At 64.4% G+C, this 12300-nt stretch carries 12 protein-coding genes; 6 read left to right on the forward strand and 6 right to left on the reverse strand.

The window, feature by feature from the left end:
* A partial coding sequence (locus tag AC1DX0_RS21525; RefSeq protein ID WP_477356782.1) for an amidohydrolase family protein occupies positions 1-567 on the forward strand: 567 nt, incomplete at its 5' end.
* Here AC1DX0_RS21525 and AC1DX0_RS21530 read toward each other — a convergent pair.
* The 4 genes from AC1DX0_RS21530 to AC1DX0_RS21545 are packed head-to-tail and all read right to left on the reverse strand — an operon-like array spanning position 541 to position 5050.
* Entirely contained in the window at positions 541-1512 is a 972-nt protein-coding gene (locus AC1DX0_RS21530) for an ABC transporter permease (protein WP_477222497.1), read from the reverse strand. The two genes, AC1DX0_RS21525 and AC1DX0_RS21530, sit on opposite strands and share 27 nt — an antisense overlap.
* On the reverse strand, positions 1509-2474 hold the full coding sequence (locus AC1DX0_RS21535) for an ABC transporter permease (RefSeq protein ID WP_477222498.1): 966 nt from the start codon (positions 2472-2474) through the stop codon (positions 1509-1511). Before AC1DX0_RS21535 ends, AC1DX0_RS21530 begins: the two co-directional genes overlap by 4 nt.
* Entirely contained in the window at positions 2471-3976 is a 1506-nt protein-coding gene (locus AC1DX0_RS21540) for a sugar ABC transporter ATP-binding protein (RefSeq protein WP_477222499.1), read from the reverse strand. Before AC1DX0_RS21540 ends, AC1DX0_RS21535 begins: the two co-directional genes overlap by 4 nt.
* A 21-nt stretch (positions 3977-3997) precedes the next feature.
* Entirely contained in the window at positions 3998-5050 is a 1053-nt protein-coding gene (locus AC1DX0_RS21545; RefSeq protein ID WP_477356784.1) for a substrate-binding domain-containing protein, read from the reverse strand.
* 234 nt (positions 5051-5284) lie between these two features.
* Between AC1DX0_RS21545 and AC1DX0_RS21550 the strand changes: the two genes are divergently transcribed.
* On the forward strand, positions 5285-6085 hold the full coding sequence (locus tag AC1DX0_RS21550) for an IclR family transcriptional regulator (RefSeq protein WP_477356786.1): 801 nt from the start codon (positions 5285-5287) through the stop codon (positions 6083-6085).
* A 64-nt stretch (positions 6086-6149) separates the two neighbouring features.
* On the opposite strand, the gene AC1DX0_RS21555 is transcribed toward AC1DX0_RS21550, so the two are convergent.
* Entirely contained in the window at positions 6150-7679 is a 1530-nt protein-coding gene (locus AC1DX0_RS21555; protein ID WP_477222502.1) for an MDR family MFS transporter, read from the reverse strand.
* A gap of 166 nt (positions 7680-7845) precedes the next feature.
* Between AC1DX0_RS21555 and AC1DX0_RS21560 the strand changes: the two genes are divergently transcribed.
* The 4 genes from AC1DX0_RS21560 (at position 7846) to gspG (ending at position 11662) form a co-directional block, all read left to right on the forward strand.
* Positions 7846-8430: a MarR family winged helix-turn-helix transcriptional regulator gene (locus AC1DX0_RS21560; protein WP_477222503.1), complete on the forward strand. Its 585-nt coding sequence runs from the start codon at positions 7846-7848 to the stop codon at positions 8428-8430.
* A 141-nt stretch (positions 8431-8571) separates the two neighbouring features.
* Entirely contained in the window at positions 8572-10695 is a 2124-nt protein-coding gene (gene gspD / locus AC1DX0_RS21565) for a type II secretion system secretin GspD (protein WP_477356788.1), read from the forward strand.
* A 2-nt stretch (positions 10696-10697) separates the two neighbouring features.
* On the forward strand, positions 10698-11192 hold the full coding sequence (locus tag AC1DX0_RS21570) for a prepilin peptidase (RefSeq protein ID WP_477222505.1): 495 nt from the start codon (positions 10698-10700) through the stop codon (positions 11190-11192).
* Positions 11192-11662, forward strand: coding sequence for a type II secretion system major pseudopilin GspG (gene gspG, locus AC1DX0_RS21575; RefSeq protein WP_477222506.1), 471 nt, complete (start codon positions 11192-11194; stop codon positions 11660-11662). The genes AC1DX0_RS21570 and gspG overlap by 1 nt, the downstream gene beginning before the upstream one ends.
* 32 nt (positions 11663-11694) lie before the next feature.
* On the opposite strand, the gene AC1DX0_RS21580 is transcribed toward gspG, so the two are convergent.
* A partial coding sequence (locus tag AC1DX0_RS21580; RefSeq protein WP_477356790.1) for a hypothetical protein occupies positions 11695-12300 on the reverse strand: 606 nt, incomplete at its 5' end.

A 12300-nucleotide genomic window follows, 5' to 3' on the forward strand; every position in this document is an offset into this window, starting at 1 on the left:
ATATTGAGCTGGGATCCCGAYCCGGCCCGSCGCTTYGCCGCCCGCGACSGCATCATGGACGAKCCGRCCTGGCGCGCCGGCCTGGCCTTGCTTGGCGCCCACCGGCTCGCCTTCGACCTGATGGTGTTCCCGCGCCAGCTTGCCGATGCCGCACGGCTGGCGGCGGCCTTTCCCGGACAGCAATTCGTCCTCAACCATTGCGGCAGCCCGATCGACCGCGACGCCGACGGAACGCGGCTCTGGCGCGAAGGGTTGCGAAACCTGGCGCGCCACGAGAACGTCGCCATCAAGATTTCCGACCTGGTCGCCTACGATCATCACTGGACGCTCGCCAGCTTGCGCCCGGTGGTGCTGCATTGCATCGACTGCTTCGGCAGCGGCCGCGCTATGTTCGGCAGCGATTTTCCGGTCGCCGGCCTGCACGCTTCGTTCGATGACATATATGACGGCTTCAAGACCATTGCGGCGGACCTTTCCTCGGACGAGCAGACAGCCCTGTTCTTCGGCAATGCGAAACGGATCTACCGGTTGGACAAGCTGTCATCGACGGGCCTGCTCCCGGCCTGAGAGCAGCAGCAGGCCGAGGATCAGCGACCCGAACAGGATGCTGCGCCAGCCGGGCGATGCGTTGACGACGGTGATCAGCGCGGTGATCGTAACCAGCAGGACCGCGCCCGGGATGGTGCCGGCATAGGTTCCGAGCCCGCCGAGGATCGAGGTGCCGCCAAGCACCACGGCGGCGATCGAAGCCAAGAGATAGGGATCGCCGATCCCGACATAGCCTTGTCCGTTCATGCCCAGCACGAGCACGCCTGCCAGGCCCGAGGTGAAGCCGCTGATGCCGTAGACGGCGAGCGTCGTCGAAGCCACCGGCACCCCCGACAGCGAAGCGGCGAGCGGATTGGCACCCATGGCAAAGATGCGTGCGCCGAACGGCGTCGCATGCATGACCGTCAGCACACCAGCCGAGACGATGACCCACAGGACAATGCCGGCAGGAATGCCGGCAGGCCGCGCATTGCCAAGCCAGTGCACCAATGGGTTTTCGGCGGTCACGGCGCTGCCGCCGGCAATGATGATCAGCAGGCCCTGCAGGAAGGTCGCCATGGCCAGCGTCATGATCATCGGATGAACGCGCAGCAACGCCACGCCGAGCCCATTGACCGCGCCGATCACGGTGGTCAGCGCAAGCACCGCGAGGATGGAAGCAAGCCCGGTGGGATCCGCCGGCCACGACAGCAGCGGCAGGCTGATGGCGCTGACGGTGACGATCGCCGCGACCGAAAGGTCGATGCCGCCGGCGATCACGACGAAGGTCTGGCCGGCCGCGACCAGCCCGATGACGGCGCCGAGTTCGACCAGATAGCGCAGATGGCCATAGGCGCCGAAGCCGCGCGAGGCAAAGCTGGCACCGATCCAGACGGCGGCGACGATGACAACTGTCAGGAACGGCCGGCTGCGCAGGATCGCCAAGGCGCGTTTGCCGCCTGCACTCTCATTCCATGCCGTCATTGCTGCACCTTGCGGAATTGCGGGATGGCGACCGCGCCGATGATGATGAGGCCCTGGGCGACATATTGCGCAACCGGGGTGAAGCCGAGGAAGAACATGACGCTGATCATCAGGCTGAGCAGCAGGCTGCCGGCGAGCGCGCCACGCATCGTGCCCTGCCCGCCGAGGAAGCCGATGCCGCCGAGCACGGCGGCGGCAATCGAGTTCAGCGTGAAGGCCGCGCCGATGACCGGATCTCCCGATCCCGTCTGCGCGGCGACGAACAGGCCGGCACCCGTCGAGAGCAAGCCGCTGATCGCATAGGCCGCTATCCGCGCGGCATCGACCGGCACGCCGGAGCGATAGGCGCCGACCGGATTTTCGCCGGCGGCATAGAGGCTCAGCCCAAGCGGAGTGGCGAGATAGAGCTTCCACAGAAAGACGATCGCCACCAAAAGCACGAAGGCCGCGGGCGTGTTGCCGGCGAGCAGGTCGGACAGCCACACCGGAATGGCACCACCGGGCCTGGGCAGGACCAGCAGTGCCGCGCCGCCGATGATGAAGGAACCCGCGAGCGTGACAACGATTGCCGGGAGGCGAAGCCTGACGACGATGAAGCCGGTCGCCGCGCCGATGCCGAGACCTGTCAGCGCCACCGCGGCGGCGCCGCCGACGACACCCAGCGGGCCGGCCATCGTGGTGGCGGCGATGACCGCTCCAAGGCTGACGGTGGCGCCGATCGCCAGGCTGATGCCGCCGGTCAGCATGAGGATCGCCTGTGCCATCGCGACCAGTGCCAGCGGGAACCAGCTCTGGGTGAATTTGGCGAAGCCGGAAGCCGAAAACAGGCCCGGGAACAGAACACCGTAAGCGACGAGAAACGCCAGCACGACGATGAACAGGCTGCGTACGCCGATGTTGCGGCGCATCTGCACCGGCCAGTAGAGCGCGCCGGCTAATCTTGCGGTTGAAACAATGCTCATGCCGCGACCTTCCGGTTTTCGGCGCCCATCGCCGCTGAAACGATAGCCTCCTCGCTCAGTGCTCCGCGCTCAAGCGTGGCRACGATACGCCCGTCACGCACCACGGCGACGCGGTCGCACAGRTGSACCAGTTCCGGCGTGTCGGAACTGAGCAGCACGACGGCCTTGCCGGCGGCGGCGAAGGCGCGAAGCATTAGGTAGATTTCGCGCTTGGTCTCGACATCGACGCCGCGCGTCGGATCGTTTAGCAGAAGCACGAGCGGGTCGTGCGGCATCCATTTCGCCAACGCCACCTTCTGCTGGTTGCCGCCGGAGAGAGCCTGCGCCGCTCGGGCGAGATCGCCCTTGATGCCGAGCTGGGCGGCAAGGCCTCTGGCAGTCTCGCGTTCGGCCCGGCGGCTGCGCAGCTTCAGCGCCGGCAGCCTGGCGAAGGTGGGCAGCATCATGTTGGTGATGATGGGATGGATCAGGTGCAGGCCTTCGCGCTTGCGATCGGCCGGCACATAGGCGAGGCCAAGCGCATTGGCTTTCGGCACGCCGCCGGGCAGCCCCGGGACGCCGTTAACGCTCGCCGATACGGTCCTGGCTGGAATCGCGCCGTAAAGWCCGAGCAGCAGATCYTCCTGSCCCTGCCCGACYAGGCCGCCRATGCCSAGCACYTCGCCCGTCCTGATGTCGAGATCGACGTCGCGCATCAGGCCGGCCGAAAAATTGCGGACGGAAATGGCGTCGGCCGGAGATTTTAAAGTCTGCCATTGCGGAAAGAGATCGCCGGGGTCACGGCCGACCATCAGGCGCACCAGCCCGGCGGCGTCGGTTCCCGCCAGCGAGCGGTCCGCCGTGCAGATGCCATCCTTGAGGACGGTGACATGCTGGCACAGCGCCATCACTTCGTTCAACCGATGCGAGATGTAGAGAACGGCGATGCCTTCGCCGCGCAGCCGTTCCAGCAGGTCGGTCAGGATTTTCGTCTCCGTCGACGACAGCGACGAAGTGGGTTCGTCGAGGATGAGCACGCGCGGCTTGCGGTAAAGCGCCTTGGCAATCTCGACCATCTGCCGGCGGCCGAGTGACAGATGCCCGACGGGCGTAGACAGCGGCTCGTGCAGCCCAACCAGTTCGCATGCCGCCCTGGCCCGGGCGGCAAGCGCGGTATAGTCGATCAGGCCGAACCGCCTGGGATAGGCGCCGAGGCCAATGTTTTCGGCAATGGACAGGCTGGCCGTCAGGCTGAGCTCCTGCTGCACGACGGCAATGCCTGCCTGCCGGGCAAGCGCCGGCGTCATGCGCGACACGGCGCGCCCCTCGACTTCGATCGCCCCGCCGTCCGCGCGCAGAGCGCCGGACAGCAGGTTGATCAGCGTCGACTTTCCCGCGCCGTTCTCGCCGAGCAGCGCATGCACGCGGCCCGGCTGGAGAGCGATGGAGACGTCGCGCAGGACGGGGTTGCCGAAGAACGACTTCGACACCCCCCGCGCCGCGAGCAGCGGAGCCGTGGTCATCAATGCTAAAACCCTTCAGGCTTATTTCCGGGCCAGCAGCTTCTTGAACAGCTCCTCATCGTAGGGCGAATAGATGTAACCGTCAGCCGGGAAATCCTTCGCACGGGCGAGATATTCGTCGATGTTGGAATTGTCGATGACCGGCAGCGGGATCTTGATGAAAGCCGGCACATCCTTGCCTTCCAACGCCTGGACGGCGGTATAGGCGGCGAAGGCGCCGAGCCAGTTCGGCTGCATCGTCGCCCAGCTCTTCAAGCCCTTGTCCTTCCACAGTTCGAGGAACTGGCGCGCGTTCTCGCCGGTGATCGGCACCTGTTCGCGGCCCTGCTTGTCGAGGGCGAGCACGGCACCCGCCGACAGCGCGCCGCCGAGCGACAGGATGCCGTCGATCTCGGGATTGGCGAAGAGCAGGCTGGTCACGGCTTCCTGGGCAGGCGCGACATTGTAGGGCGTGTTGGTCTCGGCMAGCACCKTSACATCGGGATGGGCTTTTAGCTCGGCATCCGCACCCTTGCGCCGGTCGTCGCTGACCGAAACGCCKGCCGGGCCRTTGAGGATSAGGATCTTGCCCTTGCCGCCGATGGCGTCGATCAGGAAYTTGGCCGCYTGGTCGCCCCACTGSGAGGARTCGGTGTTGACCTTGGCGGTCACCTTGTCGGTGTCGACGAGGCTGTCGAAATTGATTATGGCGATGCCCTTGGCGCAAGCGTCGGCGAGCACGCGCGCCGGTGCTGTCGACGAGCCGGCGATCAGGATGATGGCGTCGACATTGGAATCGATCATCGACTGGATCTGCTGGATCTGCACATTGGCGTCACCCTGGGCGTCGGTAACGACGAGCTTGTCGACCAGGCCCTGCTTCTTCAGCGTCTCGACCTCGGCTTCGATCGTGCCCTGCGTCTGCTTCATCCAGGTCGGCACCGAATAGATGTTGGCCCAGCCGATCGTGTAGGGGGCCTTGCGGTCGCCCTTGATGCAGTTGGCGGCGGCATTGGCCTGCGAGCCCGCGCCCAGGCTCAGCACGAGACCGAGGCAAAGGGCGCTGGCGGATGCGAAAAACGACGATTTCATCATGACTCTTCCCTTCTGAGGTTATGTCCGGACGTGCGGGGTCGGGACGAGCAAACCCGTCGGTTGCCGGGCTCGGAAACCGTCTGTTTTTCGTCAGGACTTTCTGCGTCAGGCTCGTTAGTTTGTCCGATATTTCAGACATAGTGTCTGTATATCGGACAAAAGGGATGCTAGACTGAGCCTTGACATCTTTCAAGCGTCTTGAGACGAGGACCGAAATGATTTTGGACGGCTGACATGAGCGATGGCGTGGCTGATTTGATCGAGACGGACGCCGGCAAGGATGCGCGCCCCGGTGAACGGCGGCGCGGCATCGACCGCGTCATCATGCTGCTCGAGGCSCTKTTGMAGCAYCGCGCGCCGATGCGTGTCGGCGACATSGCCAAGATGATCGGCGCGCCGCGYTCGACCACCTACGAGATCGTCAACAGCCTGCTCGAGGCCGAGATGCTCGAAAATGTCGGGGCGGAAGGCTACGTCTATTTCGGCCGTTCGATGCATCTGTTCGGCTGGGCCTATTCGCATCACAACGCGCACTACCGCCGCATCATCGAGACGCTGGACCGGTTGGCCGTGGAAACCGGCGAGACCGTCCAGCTGTGCGGCCTGCGCGGCAACAAATATGTCGTGCTCGACTGCCGCGACTCGCCCGGCCCGTTCCGCATCTCGAGCGATGTCGGTGTCGAGGTGCCGATCCCGTGGACGGCATCGGGGCGGCTGCTGCTCGGCCATATGAGCGAAAAGGAACTGCGCGATTTCATCCCGCCCGGTGACTACACGCTGCCCGACGGCCGCGTCATCGCGCCGGCCGAATTCTTCGCCGACGTCGCTGCGGCACACCGGCAGGGTTACAGCGAGACCGCGGCTCTGGCCGACCGCTTCACCTGGTGCATGGCCGCGCCCATCCGCGATGGAAACGGCGCCATCAGCAAGACGCTTTGCTTCGTGCTGCCCATCGACACGCCGGAGCCGCGGCGCAACCATCTGCTCGACCTGCTGCGTGAACGCGCCCGCGCGCTGTCGCTGACCGACAGCTGAACGAGCCGCCGTCACGCCAGGATACCGTCAGCCTGCCGGACCGATCAGCTCGACTTGCTCGGCCTCAGCCCCGCTTCGGGATTTGTATGTCTTCGAGCAGAAGCGTCAGCGCCATGGCGACGAAGTAGAGCGCCGCCACCCAGATGAACATCACGTTGAAGCCACTGGAATAGTGGCCGAGCACCACGTCGCGGATCGTCGGCGGCAGGCTCGACGCCAGATGCGGGTTCAGCCCGGTCAAGCCGTCCGGCAACAAAGCTGCGGCGTCGGCCGGGAGTTCTGCCGTCTGCCGGTTCAGGGCCCAGGTCATCACCGCGCCGTTCAACGCCAGCCCCAGCGATGCTCCTATCGTCCGCGCCTGGGTGATCAGCGACGTCACCGCGCCGATGTCCTGCAGTGGTGCAGCGGCCTGGATCGCCACGATCAGCACCTGGAACTGCAGGCCCATGCTGATGCCAAACACCGCCATCATCGCCGCCAGCACCCAGATCGGCGTGTGCGACGTGATGAGGACAAAACCTATCATCAACAGCCCGCCAATCCCCATCGCCACCACCGGCATCCATTTGTAGCGACCGGTTGCGGCAATGACCCGTCCGGCCACGATCGAGATGATCATCGAGGTGATGGAAGCCGGCAGGAACAGGAAGCCGACTTCGGCCGGGCTCAAGCCCGTCAGCGTCTGCATGTAAAGCGCGAAATAGAAGAACATGCCCAGCGTCACCGATCCGGCGACCACCGACACGCCGGTGACGACGCGGACCGTCGAAATGTCGAACAGCCGCAAGGGCACGATCGGCTCCTCGGCTCGCCGCTCGACCATGATGAACGAGACGATGGCGGCGAGCGCGACTATCGGCAGCACGAAAGTGAGCAGATCCAGCCCGGCCGGGTCGAGCAGATGATAGCCCCAATAGACGATTGCCGTGGTGCCGATGGCCAGCAGCAAGCCGCCGAGATAATCGATGCGGTGCCTCTTCTCATTGAACCGGCTGCGCATGGCGAACGCCAGCACTGCCAGCACGACGATGCCGATCGGCAGATTGACCAGGAACACCCAGCGCCAGCCGAACAGGCTGGTGATATAGCCCCCGGCCAGCGGACCGAGGACCGACGACAGCGCGAACACCGCCGAACTGTAGCCTTGATATTTGGCGCGGTCGCGCGGCCCGAACAGTTCGCCGATCATGGCGAAGGCCGAGACCATCAGGCCGCCGCCGCCAAGACCTTGCAGGACACGCGCCGCGATCAGGCTCTCCATCGACCATGCCATGCCGCAGACCAGCGACCCCATCAGGAACAAGGTGATCGCCGTCAACACCACGTTCTTGCGGCCATACATGTCGCCGAGCTTGCCGTAGAAGGGCGAGACGGCGGCCGTCGACAGCAGATAGGCGGCGCCGACCCAGCCGAACAGGTGCAGATTGCCCAATTCGCCGGCAATGGTCGGCAAGGCGGTGACAACGATCTGCATGTCGATGGTGGCCATGAACATGGCGATCAGCGCGCCGAAATAGACGATCAATGTCGTCAAGTCGGGTCCGGCTTCGGCCTCTAACGGCGCTGCATCTGGAAGGGTCGAGTCGAGGCTCATTGCTATCTCCGTAGACTGGGCGCGGTTTATGTGCCCAGGGCAGATATATGTCAATATCAAATATATGCTAGTAGCACATAGTTGACGCCAGCATATATTTTTGCTAGCGCGCTGGGGTATGAGCAGCAACCATACCGAGCCAGGAAATCCGGACCGATTTTCCTCCTTGTGTCAAACACAGGGTGATCAGGACCTCGCAGACCTGGCGCGCAGCAGTGGCCTGTCCGAAGCGGCAGCCGACGCCGTCGCCGCCATCGATGCGGTGATGACCAAGGTGCGCCGCTCGATCCAGCGCCGGGACTTCGGCCGTTTGATCCTGGCCCGCATCGATCCCTCGCTGGAAGTAAGCCATCTCGATGCGATCATCGCACTCAGCGCCGGCGTCGGCGACACCTCACGCGACGAGGTGACGGTCGGCATCATCGCCGAGCGCATGGGGATCGACCCCTCCCGCGCCAGCCGCATCTCTGCCGACCTCGTTGAGCGCGGCTACGCCGTCCGCGTCGCATCGCAACTCGATGCCCGGCGCATTTGCCTCAAACTCACCACCAGGAGCGAACGCCTGGTGACGGCGGTGCGTCAGACCAAATGGCGGATTTTCGCCGGATCACTGGCGCAATGGGATGAACAGGAATTGGTGACATTCGCCACCCTGTTGGAACGCTTCGCGGGTTGGGCCACGGACGAAGCGGAGATGCGCAAGTCGGCGGATGCGGTCAAGCAGATGATGGACGAGACGGAACCGGTGTAGATATCCGTGACGCTCCCATTTTTACCCAGCAGTTTACTACCCCTCCACCACCTACCCTGTGGATAGACCCTAAACATCGCCATCATTCCCGACATCGGCCTGCAAGAAGCCCTAGAGTAAAAGCCTAGGGGAATCGGGTGGATGTCGAGCAAGCCTAGTCATTGCGTCGTGTTGTGCACGCTGCTGGCTGTTGCCGGCTGCACGTCTTCGCCGGGCAAGGATTTTTTCACCGAGACCATCGACAGCCTGCATGCCAAGAACTCGCCGCTGCGGGCGGGCTATACCGGGCCGRCCACCGTCACCTCGGCGCAGAGTGCCGCACAGCGCTTCAACGGCGCGCAGTATCAGGGGTCGGGCCAGTTCGTGTCGTCGGGCGCGCCCGTCACCAAGGTGACGAGCGACGGCGCCGGCAAGTTCGAGCTCAATCTGGTCAATGCGCCTATCGCCGACGCGGCCAAGGCGGTGCTGGGTGACGCGCTGCACCTCAACTACATCGTCGACCCGCGCGTGCAAGGCACGGTGACGCTGCAGACCTCGCAGCCGGTGTCGCAGGACGCGCTGGTCGACATCCTGCAATCGGCGCTGGCGGTGAACGCCGCCGGCATCACCAGCCGCGGCGGCACCTACCAGATCGTGCCGCTGTCCGAGATCATGGCCTCGACGCCGCCGGTCAGCGTGCCGTCGACCTCGCCGTCCGGCCCCGGCGTCAAGGTGCAGGTGCTGCAGCTGCAATTCATCGCCGCCGACGAGATGAAGACCATTCTCGAACCGATCACCCGCCAGGGCTCGGTGCTGCGCGTCGATTCCACCCGCAACATCATCACCGTCGCCGGCAGCGACAGCGACCTCAATGCCATCCGCGAAGCAGTTTCGGTGTTCGATGTCGACTGGATGCGCGGCATGTCGGTGGCACTGCATCCGCTGAAGACCTCCAAGCCGGAAGCGGTCGCCGCCGAGCTCGATTCGATCTTCGGCACCAAGGAGGGGCCGGGCGCCAAGCTCATCCAGTTCATCCCCAACGACCGGCTGAACTCGGTGCTGGTGATCACCTCGCGCCCGGCCTATCTGGCGCGCGCCTCGACCTGGATCAACAAGCTCGACAGGCTGGCCGAGACCAATGAGAACCAGCTTTTCGTCTATCAGATCCAGAACCGTCCGGCCAAGGAACTGGCCGCGGTGCTGAGCTCGGTTCTCGGCACCACGGTGAAGACCGAAGGCGAATCCGGCGGCTCGAACGTGTCGCCCGACCAGACGCCGATCGCCATGCAGTCGGATGGCGTGACGCCGGCACCGTTGACGGGTCCCTCGCCTTCGCTGCCCTTGCAGGACGGGCAGCCGCCCGCGCATGCCACGGTCGTCGCCGATATCGAAAACAACGCGCTGCTGATCCAGACCACCGCGCGCGACTATGAACGCATCGAGCAGATCCTGGCCAAGGTCGACGTGCTGCCGACGCAAGTCATGCTGGAAGCCGTCATCGCCGAGGTGACGCTCAATGACGATTTGAAATACGGCCTGCGCTGGTTCTTCGAGAATGGCGGCATGAAGATCTCGCTGTCGGACGTAGCAAAGGGAGCGGCTGCGGCGGCACTCCCCGGATTCAACTGGAGCTACGCGACCGATAATATCCAGGTGACGCTGAACGCGCTGTCCAGCATCACCGACGTCAATGTCATCTCGGCCCCGACCATCATGGCACTCAACAACCAGAAAGCGGTCTTGCAGGTCGGCGACCAGGTGCCGATCGCCACGCGGCAAGTGGTGGACCAGACGCTCGGCAGTTCGCCGGTCGTCTCCGTCGAGATGAAGGACACCGGCGTCATCCTGACGGTGACGCCACGCATCAATGCTGCCGGCAGGGTCATGCTCGACATCGAGCAGGAGGTCAGCAATGTGACGAAGACGACCAGCTCCGGCATCGATTCCCCGACCATCCAGCAGCGCAAGATCCAGACGCGGGTGCTGGTCAATGACGGTGAAAGCCTGGCGCTGGGCGGCCTGATCCAGTCGCGCAACAATGTCGACCGCACCCAGGTGCCCATCCTCGGCGACATCCCGATTATCGGCAATGCGTTCAAGCAGAAGACGGACAGCATTGGACGCACCGAACTGATCATCTTCATCCGGCCGCGCGTGGTGCGCGACATCAACGAAGCCCGCGAAGTGACCGATGAATTCCGCGGCAAGATCAGCCTGCAGACGCCGATCCAGAAGCGGCGCGGCGGCACCAAGCTGCAGCAGGATCTGAAGAGGCTGGCGTATTGACGATGGCTGCGCACCCTTCTCTCGTGCTGGCTGCGACGATCGCCCTGACGGCCATTCTCTGCGCCATTGCGATCGCCGATTTCCGCCGGCAGATCATCCCGGACGGGCTCAATTTGGCGCTGGCCGGCATCGGCCTTTCCTATCAGGCGGCGGCGGACGCCGCCGGTCTGCCGATGCACCTGCTGTTCGCCGCAGTGACTTTCACCGCTGCCTGGCTGCTGCGGCGCGGCCATTTTCTGTTGACCGGCCGGATCGGACTCGGCCTCGGCGACGTCAAGATGCTGGCGGCCGCTTCATGCTGGATCAGCCCGCTGCTGCTGCCGGTGCTGCTGTTCATCGCCAGCGCCAGCGCTCTTTTGTTCGTCGGCGGACTGGTGGTGGCGACAGGGCCGGCGGCAGCGCGGGCGCGCGTCGCCTTCGGCCCGTTTATCGCCATCGGCCTCGGCTCAAGCTGGGCGCTGGAGCAATTTGCAGGTCTGGACATGGGACTGCTCTGATGATGCGCCTTCTTCAACCCTCCGAAAGACTTCAATCTTCCGAAGAATCGCGCCGCAAACGTGATGATAGCGAAAGCGGCTTCACGCTGGTCGAACTGCTGGTGGTACTCGCCATCATCGCGCTGATCGCCACGCTCGCGGCACCGCAGGTGCTGCGCTATCTCGGCGCGGCCAGGACCAATGCGGCCAAGGCGCAAATCCGAAACATCGAAAGCGCGCTCGAGCTCTACTATATCGACAATGCGAAATATCCGACCGGTGAAGAGGGGCTCAATGCCCTGGTCGCGCAGCCGGCCGGCGAGGCGCGCTGGAACGGGCCGTATCTCAAGGGAAGCACCGGCCTGAAGGATCCGTGGGGCAGGCCTTACACCTACGAAGTGAAGGCCGATGCCAGCGGCGTGGTCATCCGCACCCTTGGCAAGGACGGCAAGCCCGACGGAACCGGAGAAGACCAGGACGTCAGCAACTGACGGCAATCGGAACTCCGCCGGCGGATCGGTGCTCAATTCGTGCGCGGCACCTGGGCATTCGCCAGATCGAGGCGGGCAAAACCGCGCGATGAATAGGCCGCACCATCGCGCACAACCGAGACGGTGAACCGCACGGCGGCAGGCAGCCGCCGTGGCGCATTCCAACCCGGCAGCCAGGATGGCGATGCCTGCGTGCTGTCGAGATACTCGAATTTCATCGCGCTCACGCCGCCGATCAGCCGCACCGGTTCGCTCGATATCGAGGCACCGGGTTTGCTGCCGCGCCGCGTCTTCTGGACGATGGCCAGAGCGCCTCCCGACTGGCCGCCCAGCGACACGACAATCTCGCGCAGTGCCGAGGATTTGAAGCCGATCGCCTGAACCGCATTGAACTCGATCCGGGCGCCGTCGCCGCTGAGATAAAGCACCTGGTCCGGCGACGATTTCGACAGAGGCAAAGGTTCGGCGTGGCTGATCGCCGTCTCGAGGAACCGCGATGCGGCGTCGACCTCCATCTGGAACTCGGTTGCCTTTTCGATGCGCATCATCGTTCGCGCCTGGCCGAGAAAGACCATCATCAGCGATGAGATGACGCCGATGAGCGCCAGCCCCACCAGCACGTCGATGAGCGCAAACCC

It is taken from the genome of Mesorhizobium sp. P3_A9 (assembly GCF_056402975.1).

Coding starts and splice junctions, on each gene's coding strand:
- gspG (WP_477222506.1), top strand. CDS start 11,192: ATGATGCGCCTTCTTCAACCCTCCGAAAGACTTCAATCTTCCGAAGAA.
- AC1DX0_RS21530 (WP_477222497.1), bottom strand. CDS start 1,512: ATGACGGCATGGAATGAGAGTGCAGGCGGCAAACGCGCCTTGGCGATC.
- AC1DX0_RS21555 (WP_477222502.1), bottom strand. CDS start 7,679: ATGAGCCTCGACTCGACCCTTCCAGATGCAGCGCCGTTAGAGGCCGAA.
- AC1DX0_RS21570 (WP_477222505.1), top strand. CDS start 10,698: ATGGCTGCGCACCCTTCTCTCGTGCTGGCTGCGACGATCGCCCTGACG.
- AC1DX0_RS21535 (WP_477222498.1), bottom strand. CDS start 2,474: ATGAGCATTGTTTCAACCGCAAGATTAGCCGGCGCGCTCTACTGGCCG.